The sequence below is a fragment of the Ectobacillus sp. genome, assembly GCF_056992975.1.
On sequence record NZ_JBXKMX010000057.1, the window covers coordinates 47313 to 67965 of the forward strand.

Here is a 20653-nt window from a genome sequence, read left to right on the forward strand (position 1 = left end):
CCTCATACCGAGGTGTATCGAGTAACTCCTTGCTGCTGGAGCGAGGATACATGAAAACAAAATACTCATAAAAAAACAACTCACGTCTGTTTTTATTTTACAAAAATAAAAACACAAGGAGGAGTCATCATGGCTCGTTATACTGGTCCATCTTGGAAACTTTCTCGCCGTCTTGGTATTTCCCTAAACGGTACAGGAAAAGAATTAGAAAAACGCCCTTACGCACCTGGACAACACGGTCCTAACCAACGTAAGAAATTATCTGAATACGGTCTTCAACTTCAAGAAAAACAAAAGCTTCGCCACATGTACGGAGTAAATGAACGTCAATTCCGTAACACATTTGATATCGCTGGTAAACTTAGCGGTAAACACGGTGAAAACTTCATGATTCTTCTTGAAACTCGTCTTGATAACCTAGTTTATCGTTTAGGTCTTGCTCGCACTCGTCGTGCTGCTCGCCAATTGGTAAACCACGGTCACATTCTTGTTGATGGCAGCCGCTTAGATATTCCATCTTACCGCGTAAAACCAGGTCAAACAATTAGTGTTCGTGAAAAATCTCTAAACCTTACTGTTGTTAAAGAATCTCTTGAAATTAACAACTTCGTACCTGAATACTTAGACTTCAATGCTGAAGCATTATCAGGCACATTCACTCGTCTTCCTGAACGTTCTGAATTACCTGCTGAAATTAACGAATCTCTAATCGTAGAATTCTATTCTCGTTAATAGCAAAAAAGAGCTAATCAATCGATTAGCTCTTTTTTTATACCCCAAGAAAATTTGTACATAAAGCGAAGGTGCTGAAAATTTCTTCAGCTCCTTCCCTTTTGTATAAAAAAACCGCACTATTCTTACGCTTCGTATTGAATTAAGAAATATTTTTTCTTTCCTCGGCGAATAATCGTAAATTGTCCTTCAATACGGTCTATCTTAGTTAACACGCGATCTAAATCTTGAACGCGTTCACCGTTAACATAAATGGCACCGTTCGTAATATCTTCACGCGCTTGCCGTTTCGACGGAGAAATTTTGCTTGTTACAAGCAAATCAAGAAGCGCAACGTCTTCATCCTCAGCTGAAAAAGAAGGAACATCCTTAAATCCTTGCTTAATTTCTTCTGCTGACAAATCCGCTACCGATCCACTAAATAGCGCTTGCGAAATACGAATTGCTTGCTGCAATGCTTCTTCACCATGTACAAGCTTTGTAACTTCTTCCGCTAGCGCTTTTTGAGCTGCACGTTTTTCAGGTGCTTCTTCGGTTTGTTTTTCTAACTCATTAATTTCATCATGAGATAAGAACGTAAAGATTTTTAAATACTTTACTGCATCGCGGTCATCGGTATTGATCCAAAATTGGTAGAACTCATATGGAGATGTCTTCGCTGCATCAAGCCAGATAGCGCCGCCCTCTGTTTTACCAAATTTCGTCCCATCTGCCTTTGTTACTAACGGAACCGTTAAACCATAGGCCTTTGCATTTTCTTCCGATTTACGAATCAATTCTAGTCCAGCTGTAATATTGCCCCATTGGTCACTTCCACCTACTTGAAGTTTACAACCGTATGTTTGATATAAATTTAAAAAGTCGTAAGATTGTAAAATCATATAGCTAAACTCCGTAAAGGAAATACCTGCTTCAAGACGGGTTGCAACTGAATCCTTCGCGAGCATATAGTTTAAACCAAAGTTTTTTCCAATATCACGTAAAAAAGTAATGACATCTAGTGAACCAATCCAATCATAGTTGTTTGCAAGAATAGCTGGATTCGGATTTACTTTTTCATCGAATTCAAGAAAGCGGGAAAGCTGTTCTTTAATACGAGAACTAAACATTGCAACCGTTTCCTTTTCATTCAATGTTCGTTCTGCCTTTTTTCCACTTGGGTCGCCGATTAATCCCGTTCCCCCTCCAACAAGTGCAATTGGCTGATGACCAGCTTGCTGAAAACGACGCAAGATTAATATCGGTAGTAAATGTCCAATATGAAGGCTATCTGCAGTAGGATCAAATCCGCAATATAATTTCACGATTTCTTTTGAAAGTAGTTCACGTAATCCTTCTTCATCTGTTTGTTGATTAATTAACCCTCGAAATTGTAAGTCTTCTAAAATGTCCATATGTTTCACCCCTTCGAAAAAATAAAAAAATCGTCCCCTAAAAAAGGGACGATGGAATGCTCGCGGTACCACCCTAGTTGTGAATCGTATTCACCACTTCATTTTGCTAACGGCTCATCACCGTCTTTCCCCTTTCAAGCAACTGCTCAATCGAAAAAAGATGCTCCAGGTTGTATTTCACGATCAAATATGTACTGATTTCCACCAACCATCAGCTCTCTATAAACAGTGAAGTGATCATTACTAAAGCCTTTCCAAGCTCAACGTATTCATATAATATTCTTTATAACATTAATATACTCCCCATGTCAATGCCATCGAGTTAGGAGAAAGCGTCTTATTCATACTAAAATAGTGAGGAAGAAATAAAATGGTTATGTAAGAAGAGGATGCCTATTAGATTGTCCATAATGGAATATCATCACAATATCTTTATTTGACGTACAGTCTAAGGTAAGAACTCTGGGCTAAGATATGTCCATTCATTCTTTTTCACGAATCTCTCCGATAAAACGCGAACTTTGTTCGTCCTTTTCAAGCCATTCAGTAAATTCCCGTAAAAATTCTTCTGGGCTTAAATGCGTATAAACGGTTCCTTCGATTTTAATTTCAGTTCGTTTGGAAGGAGCTGCTCGATTTATAGCAATTTTTTTCATAATTTTTTCATACTTATCCATTGTTTCAACTAATGATTCTTTATCTTCGCCTCTCATACTATTCCCTCCCTTTTCTTTCATTCTATCAAATGTAGAAGCAGAAATTACGAAAATTGCACAACAAATGATATTCTTTTTACTAATTTCGAAAAAAAAAGGCTTGAACGATTCGTTCAAGCCTTTTCACCATCTTATTCTTAATCTTCTAATGTGGATAAATCTCCTGTTGGTAGGTTCAATTCCCAAGATTTTAATACGCGGCGCATGATTTTACCACTTCTCGTTTTTGGAAGCTTATCACGAAATTCAATTTGACGCGGCGCTGCATGAGCAGCTAACCCTTTCTTTACAAACTGACGAATATCTTCCTTTAATTCATCAGACGGTGTATACCCATCTCGAAGTGCAATAAATGCTTTAATAATTTCCCCACGAACAGGGTCAGGAATTCCGATGACTCCAGCTTCTGCTACAGCTGGATGTTCGATTATTTTACTTTCTACTTCAAATGGACCTACGCGTTCACCTGCAGTCATAATCACATCATCAATGCGTCCTTGGAACCAATAATATCCATCTTCATCCATAAACGCAGAATCACCTGATACATACCATCCATTTGGCATAAAGTAGGATTCATATTTAGCTTGATTGTTCCAAATGGTCTTCATCATCGATGGCCAACCTTGCTTAATAGCAAGATTCCCCATTGTATTAGGAGGAACTTCCTTTCCCTCGTTATCGACAATTGCAGCCTCCACACCAGGAATTGGTTTCCCCATCGAACCAGGACGAATATCCATACATGGATAGTTACAAATTACTTGCGCACCTGTTTCTGTCATCCACCATGTGTCATGAATTCGCTTTTGGAATACGTTCATTCCCCAGCGAACTACTTCTGGATTTAAAGGTTCCCCTACACTTAACACATGACGAAGCTTAGACAAATCGTACTGTTTTATAATATCCTGTCCCGCACCCATTAGCATGCGGAAGGCAGTTGGCGCACTATACCATACAGTTACACCATATTCCTGTAATGTTTTATACCATGTATCAGGGCTGAATCGTCCGCCTAAAATAACATTGGATGTACCTGTTAGCCAAGGTGCAAATATACCGTAAGATGTCCCTGTAACCCAGCCTGGATCAGCTGTACACCAATATATATCATTTTCCTTCAAATCAAGTACCCATTTCGCTGTTTGATAATGTTGCAACATTGCATTCTGAACATGCAACACACCTTTTGGCTTTCCAGTCGATCCAGAAGTATAATGAAGAATCAATCCATCTTCTCGGTCTAGCCATTGTATTTCAAGCTCAGAGGATGCACGTTCAAAAAGTGGGAGAAATGCTACGATTTTTTCACTTTCTTCTATTGGTTCACCGACTAAGAAAATGGTTTGTAAATTTGGTAATTCTTTTATGGGAACGCGCGAGAGAAGTTCGGGGGTTGTAATAAGTACTTTTGCTTCACTGTCTAGCAAACGATCACGGACAGCCCCTTCCATAAAGGCTTCGAATAAGGGCCCGACAATTGCTCCTAGCTTTAATGCACCAAGAAGTGTAAAGTATAGTTCTGGAGAACGAGGCATGAAAATAAACACACGGTCACCCTTGCTAACATCTCCAGATTCCTTCAACACATTTCCAGCCTTATTTGATAAATCCATCATTTCTGCAAACGTATAAGTTTCCTTTCGAGACCCATCTTGATAATACAATGCAATTTTATCTTTTAAATGTGACTTTGCATGCTTATCAATTGCTTCATAAGCCATATTCACTCGTCCCGTTTCATACCAGGAGAACTGTTTCTCTACCTCTTTCCAATCAAACGTTTGATACATCTCTTCGTAGTTTTCCAGGTTATTATTTGTACTTACAACGGGAAGCGCTTCCAATTTCATTGTAATCTTCTCCCTCCTTATATATAACTCTACACCTTATTATACTTCACTATTTATAATTTTCAGTAACTTTTCATATATTTTTGCAAATTTTTAGAAGCGTTTTCATTCACAGTACGCAAAATATAAGCTACTATTGAGGTAAGATTGAGAAATCCCGATTGAGGTGGTGAAACGATTTGATTCATAACAAGGTTTATCATTCCAGGACACTCCATACCCCGAAAGGAACTCTCATCATAGAAGGGCCTGTGCCTACACAAGAGCTAGAAACATATGAGTTTCATAAGAATTTGGTAGCATTTCGACCTCCAGATCAACAACAAGAAGCAATTATCGAAATATCTAAACTTCCAGAAGCACGTCTCATTATTGCACGCTTTGAACAAACAATTATAGGCTATACAACGTATCTATACCCAGATCCGCTAGAACGATGGTCAGAAGGAAATATGGAAAATTTAATTGAACTAGGAGCAATTGAAGTAATACCAGAATTTCGAGGCTGTTCTGTTGGGAAAACAATGCTTCAAATTTCTATGCTAGACGATAATATGGAAGACTATATTATTATAACAACTGAGTATTATTGGCATTGGGATTTACAAGGATCGGGTTTAAATGTATGGGAGTACCGAAAAATCATGGAAAAGATGATGAGTGCTGGTGATTTAATTTGGATGGCAACAGATGATCCTGAAATTTGCTCCCATCCTGCGAACTGTCTAATGGTTCGGATTGGGAAACGTGTAGACCAAGACTCCATTAGCGCATTTGATAGAATTCGCTTTCAGAATCGCTTTATGTATTAATGAGGAGGTAACCAAATGATTGTTGAAGAAATTATGAATCGTAACACAACTGCATTGTCGCCAAAAGACACAATTGAAACGGCACTTAGAACACTAGCTGAAAAAGGTATTCGTCACATCCCTATCGTGAATAACGAGCACGAAGTAGTTGGGATTATTTCAGATCGTGACGTTCGGGATGCTTGTCCTTCAATTCTCGACAAGCCTGTTTCAATGGATTCACTTCAACAGCCTATTGAGCGGGTTATGACAAAGTATGTCATTACCTGTCATCCTCTTGATTTTGTCGAGGAAATTGCAACGATATTTTATGATAATAAAATCGGCTGCCTTCCTGTTACAAAAGAAGGAAAGCTCGTTGGTATCATTACTGAAACAAACGTACTGCATACACTTGTTAAATTAACAGGGGCCTATCAACCCGGCTCACAAATTGAAGTACGAGTATCCAATGAACCTGGCGTCTTAAGTAAAGTTGTAGCCATTTTTGCTAAAGAAGGAATCAATATAATTACAATCCTTGTCTATCCAGACAAAGATGAACATAAGGTCTTAGTATTTCGAATTCAAACGATGAATCCCCTTAGAATTATTCAAGTCATTCGAGAAGCAGGCTATGAAGTACTGTGGCCAAGTGTAGCAGGTATTTCCTAATGGACTCTGTATTTATTTATACAGAGAAGTTTCAAGGTTATCGCTTTAACCGGGAGCATCCCTTCAACCAGCTACGCGTAAAACTTGTGTTTGATTTATTAACTAAAGGGGGATTCATTAGTGAATCACAAATTCGTCCACCGCGTATCGCTACGGATGAAGAAATTGCACTCATTCACGATGAAAAATATATTGACGCAGTTAAGCGAGCTGGGGAAGGAAAACTGGGAGAGCAAGAAGGAATGCAGTACAGTATCGGTACAGAAGATACACCTGTATTTAAACATATGCATGAAGCAAGTGCACTTCTTGTCGGAGGTACATTAACAGCGGTAGATTATGTACTTGAGGGAAAGGCAACCCATGCGCTCAATTTAGGGGGCGGCTTGCATCATGGCTTTAAAGGAAAAGCTTCTGGTTTTTGTATTTACAATGATAGCGCCATCGCTATCAAATATATTCAGAAGAAATACGGACTGCGCGTTCTGTATGTAGATACAGATGCACATCATGGAGATGGTGTGCAATGGTCCTTCTATGACGATCCTAACGTATGTACCCTTTCCTTACACGAAACAGGACGTTATTTATTTCCCGGTACAGGTGCTGTCAACGAACGAGGACAGGGTGCAGGCTACGGCTATTCATTTAACATTCCATTGGATGCGTTTACAGAGGATGAATCCTTTTTATATGCCTATCGGAATATGTTACGAGAAGTTGCTGCCTATTTTAAACCTGATGTGATTGTAACGCAAAATGGAGCGGATGCACATTACTATGATCCACTTACACATCTTTGCTCTACAATCGACATTTATAAAGAAATCCCTAAAATTGCACACGAAATTGCCCATGAGTTTTGTGACGGTCGCTGGATTGCAGTAGGCGGAGGCGGTTATGATATTTGGCGTGTCGTCCCAAGAGCCTGGTCTCTCGTATGGCTCGAAATGAACAACATCCGTAATCTAACCGGAACCCTTCCAAACGAATGGATAGAAGAATGGAAGGACAAATCGGGCCTCCCCCTCTCAACCACATGGGAAGATCCAAAAGATATGTACACACCCATACCAAGAAAAAAAGAAATTGAAGAAAAAAACTACCTAACCGTAGCAAAATCACTATCCATAATAAGAAACAACATGAAAACCTCGGTGTATTAACGAAAAGCGGAATCGGCTTGTTCAGCCACGTAGGACGGAAGGTTCCTCACACAAAAAGGCGCTTTTTGCCTTTATGTGTGAGGGTTCTCCGGCCGGAGGGGCTAGCCGATGTAGCTAGATCACACAAAAAGCTTTTTCGGCTGTTCAGCTCCATAGGGCAGAAGTTCTCCGCACAAAAAGGCGCTTTTTGCCTTTATGTGCGGAGGTTTTCTGACCGGAGGAGCTAGCCGAAAAAGCTGGATTACCCGAAAAGCGGAATCGGCTTACTCAGGGCAGAAGTTCTCATAAAAAAAGGAAGCCTCAATAAGGCTTCCTTTTTTTACGTACAATTTATTTCTTTCACAATATTGTTATTTTGTTGTTTTACGGAATTGAATACGATGTGGAAGGATAACGGTATGATCCTCTACCATTTCCTTATTCATAAACTTCGTTAACAATCTCATAGATACCGCACCAATATCGTACATAGGCTGTACAACAGTCGTAAGCTGCGGACGTACCATAGTTGCTAAACGAGTATTATCAAATCCGATTACTTCCACTTCTTCTGGAATACGAATACCATTGTCCTGCGCGCCGTGAATTACACCTAGAGCCATTTCATCTGAAGAAACGAAAATTGCAGTCGGTTTTTGATTATTTTCCCATAGTTTTTCAAATGCTTCCATGCCTGAATCATAGGTGAAATCTCCTTCAATGACTAAGTCAGGATTATAGAGTACCCCATTTTTTTGAAGCGCATGTTTATAACCGTCTAATTTTTTATTTTCAGCTTTTGCATGATCCACAGAACCAGAGACGAACGCAACATTTTGATGTCCTTTTTCTAATAAATAAGATACGGCATCATAGGCTGCTTGTTCATAATCTATATTAACGGACGGAATAGCACCTTGTTCATCGAAAGAAGATGCTAACACAATAGGAACAGGTGACTTTTCAAACTCTTTCACATGTTCTTCAGTAATATTTTCACTCATAAACACAATACCATCTACTTGTTTGCCAAGCATAGTATTCAATAAATGCATTTCTTTTTCCTTATTTTGATCAGAGTTACTTAAAATAATATTATATTTATACATAGTTGCAATGTCTTCAATTCCCCGTGCAAGCTCCGCATAGAAAATACTTGAAATATCAGGAATAATAACACCGACAGTCGTCGTTTTTTTACTGGCAAGTCCTCGCGCCACTGCATTTGGACGATAACCTAGTTGTTCAATCGCCTCTAGTACTTTCTTTCTAGTTGTTGGCTTTACATTTGGATTTCCGTTCACTACACGGGAAACGGTTGCCATGGAAACATTGGCTTCACGTGCTACATCATATATTGTTATATTCATGGTTTGTTCGCTCCTTTTGTTTATTCTAAAATTATGTATAAAATATGTATATATAGAAAAAACCATCAAGTGGATGAAGATGTCATTAAATATTACATGCCTTCTTTATCATACGATACAAATGTGTATTCAGACAATATGTTCCCACTAAAGTATGAAAAAAATTCTTTCTTTTCCATCTGTATAATAAAATTGCCTAGCTTTCCAAGCTATCTTTTCTCCGTTATATTGAATGGAAGACTCAGATTTTTCTTGCTCTTTACAATGAGCTTATCCTCCCCCTTCAAAAACTAGAATGCAGACAATGGAAGCCGGGCAATTTTATATTTATAAAGCACATCATCGCGCCTATAAAGAAGTACTATTGTAAAAACGTTTTCAATTCATTCATAAATTCATGAAACTGCGGTATGCTCATCTGCTGTTCAGAATCAGAAAGTGCAACTGCAGGATCAGGATGCACTTCGGCCATTACAGCATCTGCCCCAATAGCAATAGCTGCTTTTGCAGCTGGAAGTAACAAATCACGACGTCCTGTTGAGTGTGTCACATCCACAACGACCGGCAAATGGGTTTCCTTTTTTAAAATAGGTACGGCAGATATGTCAAGTGTATTGCGCGTTGCTTTTTCATACGTGCGAATACCTCTCTCACACAATATGATTTGGTCATTTCCCTGCGCCATAATGTATTCCGCTGCATAAATAAACTCTTCAATGGTGGCAGCAATCCCTCTCTTTAGCAGAACTGGTTTCTTTACAGCACCTGCAGCCTTTAACAGCTCAAAATTTTGCATATTACGAGCTCCTATTTGAATTACATCTACATAATTAAGCGCCATTTCAATATCCTTGGGATTTAAAATTTCACTAACTATCGCCATATCGAATTCGTCAGCTACTTGGCGAAGTATATGTAATCCTTCCTCACCTAGCCCCTGAAAGTCATACGGCGACGTTCTTGGCTTATAAGCCCCACCGCGCATTACGTGTAATCCTTGCTCTTTCATTGCTTGTGCAACGAGCTTTACTTGCTCATAGCTTTCAACTGCACATGGTCCCATGATAAAGTGCATCGCACCATCGCCAATTTTTTCTCCCTTAATATCCACTACCGTATCTTCTGGCTTCTTTTTACGAGAAACAAGGAGTGCTTTCCGATTGTCATCTTCCTGTAATTCCAAACCAGTTTTAAAAATGGTTTTAAAAATATGCTGCAAAGTTGAAGTTTCAAAAGGCCCTTTGTTGTGCTCTGCTACTAAATCAAGCATCACGCGTTCCCGAAGCGGGTCAAATCGTTTTACGCCTTGTACTTCTTTTAATTTTCCAATTTCTTGAACAAGATTACCTCGTTTATTTAATAATTTTAAAATTTCCAAGTTTACTTCATCAATTTGATTACGGAGTGTTTCTAAATTGTTAGATGCCATAAAAAGCCCTCCCTTACTTGGATAGATTGTTTTCCCATTTTAATCATCTAATCGTATCGAATTATCCAATATGCTCCTGCATGGATTTCTTGGTAATATTCCAGTGCGATTCGCTCCAAACTACCTTGCCATCCTTAAGAAATAATACTTGCGGAGATTCATGACGAATGCCAAATTGTTCCGCAATTTGATTGGATAACGGTCTTGCTTCTTGAATATACAAATAATAGGCGGGAATCGTTTGTTGTTCTTCCATATATGCTTGAAACTGCTCAAATGCACCCTTGCTAATCGGACATGTCAAACTGTGCTTGAAAACAATACATGAAGGCAATGCCGCAATTTCACCTAATTGTTCTTCTACTTGTAGTGGAATCAATTTATTCACCCTTTGCTCGAATTCTTAATTTTCCTTCACGCTTCTCGTTCTTTTCTTTTTTGTTACTCCGAAAATGTTCATATACTTTCATAGCAGCTGTACCCCATTGCATAGCTTGTACAACCTTATCACTATTATGCTCTGCTTGGTTCGATACTGCTGATGTAATGGTACGTACTTTTTCGTTTAATACCGCTATCGTCGTACCGACTCCTTCAACAGATTCTACAACTTTTTGAATGGATTGTGATTTTTTCGAAATATCCTCAGCTAGTTCATTTGTTTTATGTAATAATTGCTCCGTTTCATGAGTTATCCCTTGTAATTGTTTTTCTAATGAAGCCGTTGTAGTTGCTACATTCTCCAATGTTTTTCGCAATGACACGAGCGTACCGCTAATATATACTACTAATATTGCAAAGGCAATGGCTATGATTGCGACGCTAACGTACAGCAAGATTTGCATATGGTTCACTCCTTCAAGCTCATTTTGTTATTATTATACAACGTAACGAGTTGGTATACTAATACAACCTTATCATTCCTACACAATCATCATTCTTCCTTACCCTCTGAGTAAACAAATGGGCATATTTGGGTTACAATAGATAGGAAATGTAAAAGGAGGGTACCTACCATGAAAGATCCGCGTATAGAAAAATTAGCTTACAATTTAATTAATTACTCTGTAAAGCTACAAAAAGGCGAAAAAGTATTAATTGAAAACTTTGGTCTGCAAAAAGAATTAGTAACTGCTCTTGTCAAGGAAGCCTATAAGGCAGGTGGTTTCCCATTTGTATCCATAAAGGATCATCAAGTGGACCGTGCACTACTTTTTGGTGCAACTGAAGAACATTTTGAGCAAATTGCAGCCTTCGAAGCAAATGTTATGAAAGAAATGAATGCTTACATAGGGCTTCGATCTGGTGACAATATTAACGAGCAAGCAGACGTCCCAAGTGAGAAGATGCAAATTCAAGGCAAAACAGTTGGTCAAAAGGTTCACCGCGAAATTCGTGTTCCAAAAACAAAATGGGTAGTTCTTCGTTATCCAACATCATCAATGGCACAACTTGCTAAAATGAGCACAGAAGCATTCGAAGATTTCTACTTTAATGTGTGCAACCTCGACTATAGCAAAATGAATGATGCAATGGATAGTCTACAAGCACTGATGAACAATACAGACAAGGTCCATATTACAGGACCAGGAACAGATTTAACGTTCTCCATTAAAGACATTCCTGCGATTAAGTGTGCAGGAGAAGCAAACATTCCGGATGGCGAAGTGTATACGGCGCCGGTTAAAAATTCCGTGAATGGTACGGTTTCCTACAATACGCCGTCCCCTTACAATGGCTTCCTGTATGAAAATGTAAAGCTCACCTTTAAAGATGGAAAAATTGTAGAAGCTACTGCGAACAATACAGAACGTATCAATCAAGTATTTGACACGGATGAAGGCGCTCGCTATGTTGGGGAATTTGCAATTGGTGTCAATCCATATATTTTACATCCAATGGGAGATATTCTATTTGACGAAAAAATTCAAGGCAGCTTCCACTTCACACCTGGCCAAGCTTATGATGAAGCATACAATGGCAATAACTCTAACATTCACTGGGATTTAGTATGTATACAGCGTCCAGATTATAATGGTGGAGAAATTTATTTCGATGACGTTCTCATTCGCAAAGATGGACGGTTTGTATTGCCTGAACTAGAAGCATTAAATCCAGAGAACTTACAATAAGAGCTTTTTACAATAGAACCCATGAACGACTATAAAATAAGAACAAGGATGCGAATGATTGTCGCATCCTTGTTCTTATTCACATTATACCTAATATAAAATCTTATTTCACTTGAAATCCTTGTTCATAAGCTTTTTCAAACTTTTGTATATCTCCTGCGCCCATAAAAATCAAAACTGCATTCTCATGTTGCTTTAGAACTTCTGTATTCGTAAGTGCAATCGTCTTCGATCCATCAATTCTTCCTTGTAAGTCTTGGATTGACAATTCGCCTTGATTTTCTCTTGCTGAACCGAAAATGTCACATAAGTATACTTGATCTGCCTTTTGCAGACTTTCAGCAAATTCCGTTAGAAATTTCTTTGTACGTGAAAATGTATGAGGTTGAAAGATTGCTACAATTTCACGATCCGGAAATTTTTGACGTGCAGCTTCAATAGTTGCTGTAATTTCTGTCGGATGATGTGCATAATCATCAATAATAATTTGATTTCCCATCGTTTTCTGACTAAAACGACGCTTTACACCTTCAAATGTTTCAAGGCGTTGTTTTACAATTTCAACATCAATTTCTTCATAATGACAAAGAGCAATGACAGCAAGCGCATTTAATACGCTGTGGTTTCCATAGCCATTGATGCGAAATGTTCCATAAAATGTATTGCGAACAAATACATCAAATGTGCATCCGTCTGTAAGACGTTTTACATTGCGAGCTTGAAAATCATTATCTTCACCAAAGCCATAGAAAATCACAGGTACCTTAGCTTGAATTTTTTGTAATTGTTCATCATCGCCACAAGCAATAATACCCTTGTTCACTTGCAATGCCATTTTTTGAAATGCACTAAATACATCATGAATATCTTTAAAATAGTCAGGATGATCAAAGTCAATATTCGTCATAATTGCATAGTCAGGATGATAGGATAAAAAGTGTCTGCGGTATTCGCATGCTTCAAACACGAAAAATTTACTATCTTCCACACCATTTCCTGTTCCATCACCTATTAAATATGAGGTTGGATATGCGCCGCGCATAACATGAGATAATAAACCTGTTGTTGATGTTTTCCCATGTGCGCCTGAAACAGCAATGCTTGTATAGTTGTTCATTAGGTCACCTAAAAAATGGTGATAACGGTGTATGGGCAAGTTTAGTTTTTTTGCTTCTTCAATTTCTTCATGAGTATCCGGAAATGCGTTTCCAGCAATAATCACTTGTCCCTCTTGAATATTATTTCTGTTAAACGGAAGAATCGGAATTCCACGCTTTTCCAATTCTGCTTGCGTAAAAAATGTTTTTTCTACATCCGAGCCTTGCACGGTATGCTTCATATCATGCAGGATTTGAGCAAGAGCACTCATTCCAGTGCCTTTAATCCCTACAAAATGGTAAACTGTCATTTTAAAGAACCTCCAACATCTGTAACTAATCCAATGACCTACCTAAGACAGTATATGATAACGTTGTTAATTTGGTAATATCTCTATCTCGTAATTGTTCAAACCGTAAAATGATTATTCTACATATTCAATCACAATAAGACTATTATAACAAAAAACAGTTTATTGTACGAGAGAAGAAACAAAACAAAAATATCCTTCCATTAGACTAGACATTTCCTTCCCTTCATTCAAGCCTGAATGAAGAAAACATTATTTTTTTATTTCAAATAAGTTTACTTGTTCTAAACGAGGATTTGGTCGATATTTTCGTCCTGCCTTAGCAACAGGCATGCCATCTAATTCGACATTATCGCCTGTAAAACTAATGTTAACTTTTAATAGGCTGTTACCTACCCCATACATATCAACCGGGGCTCCTTGTTTTTCAAACTCTCTAATCCGTTTTTGATTAAAACCACCGCTCACAACAATTTTCACATGATTATATCCTTCATCATCCAATGCTTTGCGAAGTGCAAATATGAGAGATGGATTTACACCTCGGGGATCAAAGGTACCAAGAAGTTCTGGGTGACGAATAAAGTGCTGATCAACCATCGTACGTGATGTATCGACGCGAACTCCTTTAAGCAATGGGCCAAACTCTCTGGCAACCTTTAATGCATCAGTAATGACGTCATTATTATAATCAATTAACACGACTAATTCATCTTCGGGAAACTTCGAATGGTAAGCAGAAGATGCTGCAACGACGTCGCCTTGAAACATTTGAATAAGAGCATGTGGCATCGTACCCATTCCTTTTTTACCCCACCATTCACCCATTGCATGCGTAGCTTGTGCAGTCGTGCCACCGATAAATGCTGCATAACCATCTCCGGCTTGCTGTGTAAAGTGATCATCACGATCCCCCATAAAAATAACTGGTTTTTCAATTCCACCATTTCTTGCAGCTTGCACCACATTATACACATTCGTTGCCACAGAAGTTCTTCTAGCTAAAACCCCATCAATAAGCCCCTCCAAATATCCAAAATATTCATATGGTCCTTTAATGGTTAATACCGTCTCAAACGGAGAAATTTTATCCCCATCCTTTAACGATTTCACTTCCAAATCTTCTGGATGATCGGCAAATGTTTGAATCAAAGCAATCACTTCATCTGTTCCGCATAAAACAGCATGTTCTTTTTGAAAGAACTGCATCGTTACAACGGCACCAGGACAAAATTCTTTAATTATCTCACGTGTTTTCAAAAAATATGCTGCTGAAAACCATCCTTCACCCACGCGCTCATCAAACTTGAATGTTTCATTTGTAAGGCGTGGTATTTTCCCTTGTAGCTTCCATTCTATTTCTTTCATGCGCTAAACTCCCTGTTCTACTCTTGGCTTTTTTACCTATTCGTTTTCTTGCATAGCGGATAGATCTTCCTCAGAAATGAGAACATCTCGTGGCTTTGTTCCGCGATTTTCAGAAACAATACCTTGCATTTCCATTTCTTCTATAAGACGAGCAGCTCGGTTATAGCCTATTCGAAATCTTCTTTGCAAGGATGAAGTAGACGCCCCGCCCTGATCCAGAACAAATCTACATGCCTCTAAGAAAAGCTCATCTTCCGTCTCATGCTGCTCTACTTTTGCTAATAGATCATCCTGCTTGAACAAAAACATCGGCTTCATTTGCTTTCGTACATGATATACCGTGCGTTCAATTTCATCATCCGACACATATACTCCTTGCAAACGAATTGGCTTTGAGGTACCGTTCTCTAGAAATAACATATCCCCTCTTCCAAGTAGTTTTTCTGCCCCGCTTACATCAATAATGGTACGAGAATCTACTTGAGATGATACGGTGAAAGCCATCCGAGTTGGAATATTTGCTTTAATTAACCCTGTAATGACATCAACTGATGGACGCTGCGTTGCCACGAGTAAATGAATACCACATGCTCTTGCCTTTTGCGCAATTCTACAAATGGCTTCTTCGACATCTGCTGGGGATACCATCATTAAATCTGCAAGCTCATCTATAACGATAACAATGTAGGGAAGTAATTCGCCCTCATTTGTTTTGTTCACTAAGTCGTTATATCGTGTTAAATCGCGTGCTCCGGCGTGAGCAAATAACTCATACCGATGCTCCATCTCATCTACAGCCCATTTTAAAGCAGCAGTCGCCGCTTTTACATCGGTAATAACTGGGGATACGAGATGTGGCACATCATTGTACGGTGCAAGTTCTACCATTTTGGGATCAATAAGGAGCAGTTTCACTTCATGTGGCAGAGCCTTGTACAAAATGCTAGTCAAAATGGCATTAATACACACACTCTTACCTGATCCGGTCGCTCCAGCAATCAGACCATGCGGCATTTTACGTAAATCAGTTACGATAGGCATTCCAGAAATATCAAGACCTAGTGCTACTGTTAAAGGAGATTCATTTTTAATAAATACAGGGCTTCTTAATATTTCTCGCAAAAAAACCGGCTTACTATGTCTATTCGGAACTTCAATGCCAACAGTGTTTTTGCCAGGAATCGGTGCTTCAATCCGAATATCCCTTGCAGCTAAATTGAGCTTAATATCATCCGATAAATTCGTAATTTTATTAACCTTCACTCCAGGTTCTGGCTGTACTTCAAAGCGTGTTACTGCAGGTCCTTGCGTGACATGAACAACACGAGCACCAATATGAAAGTTTTCAAAAGTTGTATTTAGCAATTGCTCTTGATTACGGAGCCACTCATCATCATTTGTAGGATTCATATTAGGTGTACTTAACAAGCCGAGTGACGGAAATACATACGAAGGATGTGTATCTTCTATCATAACCTCGGACGTTAGCTTCTGCTTATCTTGGCGAAGCATAATAACATTAAACGGAACAGACCGTCTTTTTTCCCGCTTTTGTTCTTCCACTGCTCCCTGTTCGACCTCTACTTTGCCTTCTACAACTTCATGTATCGTCTCTTCCATCGCTTCTTGCTCAGTAACAACTTCGCTTTCTTCAATATTCCACTTTTTCTCTTCGTCTATTTCTTTCACTACTTCACATTGAGTGATTTCATTTACTATCTCAGGTTCTTCGTTTTCAATACTTTGTTCCGTTTCTTTTTCGCTAGTTAGCAGCGACTCATTTTCTTCTGTTTGCCCCATCTGTTCCGGTGTACTATCTACTATATGTTGGGTTTGTAAAACGGAATTTATAACAGAGGCTTCGACTATTTCCTCTACCTTAGCCTCTCCTGCACATAATTCCTTCTCAATCTTCTCATTTTCTATTATTTCATCTGCTTCGTAATGTTGTGCCTCGTCCTTCGTCGTATCCCTCTCATCCGTACTTTCTGAAACAAGATAGCCATTCTTCAAGAGCCAAGCATCTACAACAGATAAATGTTCTGCTTCAATCACGAGATCAATATTAGGTTGCTTTTTCAACAAATTCTCATTTGGCCGTTCATATCCAAAAACAGGTGATACAGCTTCTGTAGGCTGAAAGGATTGTCGGTTTCGTCCTATTGTATAAATAGGAGCTTTAGGCGGCTCCAAATCTGAACTTGATTGTGTTAGTTTCGTCTTTCCAGCAGTTCGATCTCGTTTATATGTTACATGCATCGGAGTAATTTCTGGCTTACTGATAGAATTTTGAGTATCCAGACGAGTTATTTGTGACTTTTTTTGCTCAATTTTTTCAGTCTCTGTAGCATTTACAGTAGGTGAATTGAGAAGGTTATCATCTTGAATGAGTGGAAATCGAAACTTACCGTTAGGAAAGGAGGACGACTCGTGCGTTGTTTCCATTTGCACCGTTTGCTCCGTTTCAAGTCTACTCTCATTCTCAGAAATGGATTCCTCTTTATTCAATAGTTTTTTCATCCAACTTAGCATGAACTACCACTCTTTCCCCAAATAGTAACATTCTTTATTGTAACAGTATTCAACAAAATGTGTAGCAAAAATTAATGAACACTTTCATACAACACTAGCAGAAAAAGAATATGGGAAATGGACCGTTACAAAAAATCCTTCCTTACAGAATTTTTTGAAAAACGGCCCATCTTCACTGCTCGATTAAATTCCATTAAAATGTAAAAGGTTTTCCTACTTCATAGCTGTCTTCTAATACGAGTATCCCTTTTTTCTCTGGTGCGTTCGGTAACGCTAGTTCACGTGCAGAACAAATCATTCCAGATGAGGCAACACCGCGAAGCTCTGCGTCCTTAATAACAAGCCCACTTGGCATTACCGCCCCTATTTTTGCAACAACAACCTTTTGACCTGCTTCAACATTAGGCGCCCCGCACACAATTTGAAGCGTTTCATCCCCAACATCGACTTTACATATATTTAACTTATCTGCATTTGGATGATGCTCTTTTTCTTGAACATAACCAACAACAAATTTTGGCGATAAATCAGCTTCTATTTTTTCACCAAATCCATTTTTTTCGAAAACTACATTCAGTTGATGAACTAATTCTTCTGTTACTGTGACATTTCCCGTTTCTGTAACAGTTATGTAAGAAGAAGCATGAAAAAGATTATACCCGAACGTTTTATTACTTTCACGATCAAAGATACGTACCACATCACCTTTTCGTTCGAATGTACGAGAATCTAAAGTACCATCTTGCAAATAGAGAAGTAAAGTATCCCCTACGCCTTCCTTGTTATAAAAAATATTCACTTGTTTCATCCTTTCTTATCTGTACCATCATTCGTGACACGATTTTTTGCCATAATAAAAATAGGTTCTAGCTCCTTATTTTCATAAATAAAGGAGAGTGAGGTAATCGGTACATGACCTTCAGCAAAAAATTGCATTGTCATTTGCGCAATAATATCATAACCGATTTCATTTCGAATATCAGCTATTATTAGTACATCTTGATGAGGAACTGCAACAACCATATCACCGGTTATCTTCTTTTTCATATCTTCTAACAATGAAAGATCCAAAATACGACTTGCATCATACCCATCATTTGCATGGAAAAAGTAAAATATATTTCCTGCAACGGTATCTTCTTTCATCTTTCTAGGGAGTGCCCGAACATGAAATAAAGCAAGTTCTTTTACTTGCTGATGATCTAATTGAAGTTTCTTCGCCAACTTTTCATCGATCAGACGATATGTTTTTTCGGCATCTAGCGCATAGAAAATACGTGTTTCTGCCGTATGATCTGACGTTACAAATGGATTGCCTTCCTCTTGTTGTAATGGAAAAGAAGTCGAGCGAATAACAGGAAGTATGCGCGTATTATCTGTATTTTCGGAATGCATAGCAAGAAGCGCTTCCTTCACATAGTATGCTGCTTCATCTATTGCATTCTCTCCCTGCAACTCCCATTTAGCAAGAATCCCGGGAAGTGAAACGGTAATTCCTTTTTTCGTTTCACGATGCTCTACGCGTAGTTGATCTTTCTTACTATCATATTGAAACTCCCAATCAGTACGTTCCAATCGTTTCATTAATTCTTGCTTCAATTGCTTGCTACTCATCTTCATCTGTATCCCCCCTTTTTTATGTGAATGTAACTACAAAAAGGTAGTCTAATTGGATTACTGTAACGCAGACAAAAACGCTTGAATTTCTTCTTGAGTTTTACGATCTTTACTAACAAAGCGACCTATTTCTTCCCCATTTTCAAATGCAAGGAAGCTTGGAATACCATATACATTATGAGCTTGGCATAAATCAATAAACTCATCACGATCTACATGGTAAAACGTAATATCTTTAAATTTTTCTTCTACTTCTGGCATAAATGGCTCAATAAAGCGACAATCTGAACACCATCCTGCAGAAAATACGAACACAGTTTTTCCTTGTGCTTTCACTTCTTCAAATTGTTCTACACTGGTTAATGTCTTCATTCTTTTTCTCTCCTTTTCTTTTCATACAGTATTTTAAAAATTAGAATTCACTTTGCCCTCATTAAAACGCAGAACCAATCCAGTTGCAACCATTATGACTTATAGTGATATTGACCTGCAAGCAACTTAACAACATGAATAAACATCTCTTCCCGTCCTACATATCCACTCGTAAAAATACCAATGGCACCTTCCTTGCTTCGAATGTCATGTTGAGCAGTATAATCCTCCATCACTTCACTTAATTCTTTCCCTTGTCGCAGTGGCTGTTCAAATTGAGAAGGTAGCTGTATTCTTGCCCCTCCTGCCAGAAACATTTCATCATTTGTCGTAACCAGCGCACCCCAATTACAAAGAAATAGTCCTTGTTCTGTAACATATACGCCTCCCTCAAGTCCGATTGCAACATCAGCATCAGTAGCTGCCAACGCATGCTGAGCACGGTTTATGGCCCCTTTCATCGTCTCCTCATCTGAAAAAGGCTGATTTGATACATCTGACGGTACAGATATAGAGAGTATATCTTCACCAAATACTTGCTTTACTGCGCCTACCTTTGTTGGATTTAATGATCCAATTACCACTTGCATCGCTATATCCCCTTCAAAGCGAAAAGGCCCATAAGGCCTTTTCATGTTAGATTTATCTTATTACACATTACTTTTGATTGTTTCAAGCGTTGTTCGATCCGTTGCCTTCACAAGTTTAATGAGTAATTCCTTTGCTGCAGCATAATCATCAATATGCATAATGGAAGCATGTGTATGAATATACCGTGCACAAATACCGATAACGGATGATGGAACGCCGTTATTACTTAGATGAACACGTCCCGCATCTGTTCCGCCCTGAGAGACAAAATATTGGTAGGGAATATGATTACTTTCAGCCGTATCTAAAATAAATTCACGTAATCCTCTATGTGTAACCATTGTTCGGTCAAAAATTCGTAAGAGTGTACCTTTTCCTAGCTGCCCGAACTGTTGTGTATCCCCACTTGCATCATTTGCCGGACTAGCATCAAGACCGTAAAAAATATCAGGTTGGATCATATTTGCAGCTGTCTGCGCTCCTCGTAGCCCAACTTCTTCTTGTACAGTTGCACCAGAGAAAAGC

Annotated in this window: 18 protein-coding genes, 2 pseudogenes and 1 other annotated feature; of the genes and pseudogenes, 5 read left to right on the forward strand and 15 right to left on the reverse strand. The window is 38.6% G+C overall.

Annotated elements, in window-relative coordinates:
- Positions 1–129 precede the first annotated feature (129 nt).
- Entirely contained in the window at positions 130–732 is a 603-nt protein-coding gene (rpsD, locus tag AC11ZT_RS02835) for a 30S ribosomal protein S4 (protein ID WP_484058156.1), read from the forward strand.
- A gap of 125 nt (positions 733–857) precedes the next feature.
- On the opposite strand, the gene tyrS is transcribed toward rpsD, so the two are convergent.
- From tyrS to acsA, 3 genes are all read right to left on the reverse strand, one after another.
- Entirely contained in the window at positions 858–2126 is a 1269-nt protein-coding gene (gene tyrS / locus AC11ZT_RS02840) for a tyrosine--tRNA ligase (protein WP_484058157.1), read from the reverse strand.
- 41 nt (positions 2127–2167) lie between these two features.
- Positions 2168–2392, reverse strand: a binding site (T-box leader).
- 216 nt (positions 2393–2608) lie between these two features.
- Positions 2609–2839 carry a hypothetical protein gene (locus AC11ZT_RS02845; RefSeq protein ID WP_484058158.1) on the reverse strand — a complete coding sequence of 77 codons (231 nt, stop codon included), beginning with the start codon at positions 2837–2839 and terminating at the stop codon, positions 2609–2611.
- A 140-nt stretch (positions 2840–2979) separates the two neighbouring features.
- Complete coding sequence (gene acsA / locus AC11ZT_RS02850) at positions 2980–4698, reverse strand: acetate--CoA ligase (protein ID WP_484058159.1); 1719 nt, start codon at positions 4696–4698, stop codon at positions 2980–2982.
- Positions 4699–4877: 179 nt separating this feature from the next.
- Here acsA and AC11ZT_RS02855 point away from each other — a divergent pair, with 179 nt between their 5' ends.
- The 3 genes from AC11ZT_RS02855 to AC11ZT_RS02865 are packed head-to-tail and all read left to right on the forward strand — an operon-like array spanning position 4878 to position 7330.
- Positions 4878–5510, forward strand: a complete 633-nt coding sequence (locus AC11ZT_RS02855; RefSeq protein ID WP_484058160.1) for a GNAT family N-acetyltransferase — start codon at positions 4878–4880, stop codon at positions 5508–5510.
- 15 nt (positions 5511–5525) lie between these two features.
- A complete protein-coding gene (locus tag AC11ZT_RS02860; RefSeq protein ID WP_484058161.1) occupies positions 5526–6164 on the forward strand; it encodes an acetoin utilization AcuB family protein in 639 nt (212 codons plus the stop codon).
- On the forward strand, positions 6164–7330 hold the full coding sequence (locus AC11ZT_RS02865; RefSeq protein WP_484058162.1) for an acetoin utilization protein AcuC: 1167 nt from the start codon (positions 6164–6166) through the stop codon (positions 7328–7330). The genes AC11ZT_RS02860 and AC11ZT_RS02865 overlap by 1 nt, the downstream gene beginning before the upstream one ends.
- A gap of 350 nt (positions 7331–7680) precedes the next feature.
- On the opposite strand, the gene ccpA is transcribed toward AC11ZT_RS02865, so the two are convergent.
- The 4 genes from ccpA to AC11ZT_RS02885 form a co-directional block, all read right to left on the reverse strand.
- Positions 7681–8679 carry a catabolite control protein A gene (gene ccpA / locus AC11ZT_RS02870; protein WP_484058163.1) on the reverse strand — a complete coding sequence of 333 codons (999 nt, stop codon included), beginning with the start codon at positions 8677–8679 and terminating at the stop codon, positions 7681–7683.
- A 361-nt stretch (positions 8680–9040) separates the two neighbouring features.
- Complete coding sequence (locus AC11ZT_RS02875; protein ID WP_484058164.1) at positions 9041–10108, reverse strand: bifunctional 3-deoxy-7-phosphoheptulonate synthase/chorismate mutase; 1068 nt, start codon at positions 10106–10108, stop codon at positions 9041–9043.
- 61 nt (positions 10109–10169) lie between these two features.
- Entirely contained in the window at positions 10170–10487 is a 318-nt protein-coding gene (gene ytxJ, locus AC11ZT_RS02880; protein WP_484058165.1) for a bacillithiol system redox-active protein YtxJ, read from the reverse strand.
- Position 10488: 1 nt separating this feature from the next.
- On the reverse strand, positions 10489–10953 hold the full coding sequence (locus AC11ZT_RS02885; RefSeq protein ID WP_484058166.1) for a DUF948 domain-containing protein: 465 nt from the start codon (positions 10951–10953) through the stop codon (positions 10489–10491).
- A gap of 171 nt (positions 10954–11124) precedes the next feature.
- Between AC11ZT_RS02885 and AC11ZT_RS02890 the strand changes: the two genes are divergently transcribed.
- Positions 11125–12240, forward strand: a complete 1116-nt coding sequence (locus AC11ZT_RS02890; protein ID WP_484058167.1) for an aminopeptidase — start codon at positions 11125–11127, stop codon at positions 12238–12240.
- A gap of 103 nt (positions 12241–12343) precedes the next feature.
- On the opposite strand, the gene murC is transcribed toward AC11ZT_RS02890, so the two are convergent.
- The 8 genes and pseudogenes from murC to AC11ZT_RS02930 form a co-directional block, all read right to left on the reverse strand.
- On the reverse strand, positions 12344–13648 hold the full coding sequence (gene murC / locus AC11ZT_RS02895) for a UDP-N-acetylmuramate--L-alanine ligase (protein WP_484058168.1): 1305 nt from the start codon (positions 13646–13648) through the stop codon (positions 12344–12346).
- A gap of 252 nt (positions 13649–13900) precedes the next feature.
- A complete protein-coding gene (locus tag AC11ZT_RS02900; protein WP_484058169.1) occupies positions 13901–15016 on the reverse strand; it encodes a nicotinate phosphoribosyltransferase in 1116 nt (371 codons plus the stop codon).
- Positions 15017–15052: 36 nt separating this feature from the next.
- Positions 15053–16477, reverse strand: a pseudogene (locus AC11ZT_RS02905) (DNA translocase FtsK); the annotation flags it as partial.
- 1264 nt (positions 16478–17741) lie between these two features.
- Positions 17742–18356, reverse strand: a complete 615-nt coding sequence (gene ytpR / locus AC11ZT_RS02910; protein WP_484058170.1) for a YtpR family tRNA-binding protein — start codon at positions 18354–18356, stop codon at positions 17742–17744.
- On the reverse strand, positions 18353–19168 hold the full coding sequence (locus AC11ZT_RS02915) for a DUF1444 domain-containing protein (protein ID WP_484058171.1): 816 nt from the start codon (positions 19166–19168) through the stop codon (positions 18353–18355). Before AC11ZT_RS02915 ends, ytpR begins: the two co-directional genes overlap by 4 nt.
- Before the next feature lie 54 nt (positions 19169–19222).
- Positions 19223–19537 carry a thioredoxin family protein gene (locus AC11ZT_RS02920; protein WP_484058172.1) on the reverse strand — a complete coding sequence of 105 codons (315 nt, stop codon included), beginning with the start codon at positions 19535–19537 and terminating at the stop codon, positions 19223–19225.
- A 92-nt stretch (positions 19538–19629) separates the two neighbouring features.
- Positions 19630–20127, reverse strand: coding sequence for a DUF84 family protein (locus tag AC11ZT_RS02925; protein ID WP_484058173.1), 498 nt, complete (start codon positions 20125–20127; stop codon positions 19630–19632).
- Positions 20128–20187: 60 nt separating this feature from the next.
- Positions 20188–20653 (reverse strand): annotated as a pseudogene (locus tag AC11ZT_RS02930) (peptidase M28); the annotation flags it as partial.

What these genes read in the sequence shown, in the direction of transcription:
- AC11ZT_RS02890 (WP_484058167.1), top strand. Translation starts at nt 11,125, where the DNA reads ATGAAAGATCCGCGTATAGAAAAATTAGCTTACAATTTAATTAATTAC.
- AC11ZT_RS02860 (WP_484058161.1), top strand. Translation starts at nt 5,526, where the DNA reads ATGATTGTTGAAGAAATTATGAATCGTAACACAACTGCATTGTCGCCA.
- AC11ZT_RS02900 (WP_484058169.1), bottom strand. Translation starts at nt 15,016, where the DNA reads ATGAAAGAAATAGAATGGAAGCTACAAGGGAAAATACCACGCCTTACA.
- AC11ZT_RS02865 (WP_484058162.1), top strand. Translation starts at nt 6,164, where the DNA reads ATGGACTCTGTATTTATTTATACAGAGAAGTTTCAAGGTTATCGCTTT.
- AC11ZT_RS02925 (WP_484058173.1), bottom strand. Translation starts at nt 20,127, where the DNA reads ATGCAAGTGGTAATTGGATCATTAAATCCAACAAAGGTAGGCGCAGTA.
- AC11ZT_RS02845 (WP_484058158.1), bottom strand. Translation starts at nt 2,839, where the DNA reads ATGAGAGGCGAAGATAAAGAATCATTAGTTGAAACAATGGATAAGTAT.
- ccpA (WP_484058163.1), bottom strand. Translation starts at nt 8,679, where the DNA reads ATGAATATAACAATATATGATGTAGCACGTGAAGCCAATGTTTCCATG.
- ytpR (WP_484058170.1), bottom strand. Translation starts at nt 18,356, where the DNA reads ATGAAACAAGTGAATATTTTTTATAACAAGGAAGGCGTAGGGGATACT.
- acsA (WP_484058159.1), bottom strand. Translation starts at nt 4,698, where the DNA reads ATGAAATTGGAAGCGCTTCCCGTTGTAAGTACAAATAATAACCTGGAA.
- AC11ZT_RS02885 (WP_484058166.1), bottom strand. Translation starts at nt 10,953, where the DNA reads ATGCAAATCTTGCTGTACGTTAGCGTCGCAATCATAGCCATTGCCTTT.
- rpsD (WP_484058156.1), top strand. Translation starts at nt 130, where the DNA reads ATGGCTCGTTATACTGGTCCATCTTGGAAACTTTCTCGCCGTCTTGGT.
- murC (WP_484058168.1), bottom strand. Translation starts at nt 13,648, where the DNA reads ATGACAGTTTACCATTTTGTAGGGATTAAAGGCACTGGAATGAGTGCT.
- AC11ZT_RS02920 (WP_484058172.1), bottom strand. Translation starts at nt 19,537, where the DNA reads ATGAAGACATTAACCAGTGTAGAACAATTTGAAGAAGTGAAAGCACAA.
- AC11ZT_RS02915 (WP_484058171.1), bottom strand. Translation starts at nt 19,168, where the DNA reads ATGAAGATGAGTAGCAAGCAATTGAAGCAAGAATTAATGAAACGATTG.
- tyrS (WP_484058157.1), bottom strand. Translation starts at nt 2,126, where the DNA reads ATGGACATTTTAGAAGACTTACAATTTCGAGGGTTAATTAATCAACAA.
- AC11ZT_RS02875 (WP_484058164.1), bottom strand. Translation starts at nt 10,108, where the DNA reads ATGGCATCTAACAATTTAGAAACACTCCGTAATCAAATTGATGAAGTA.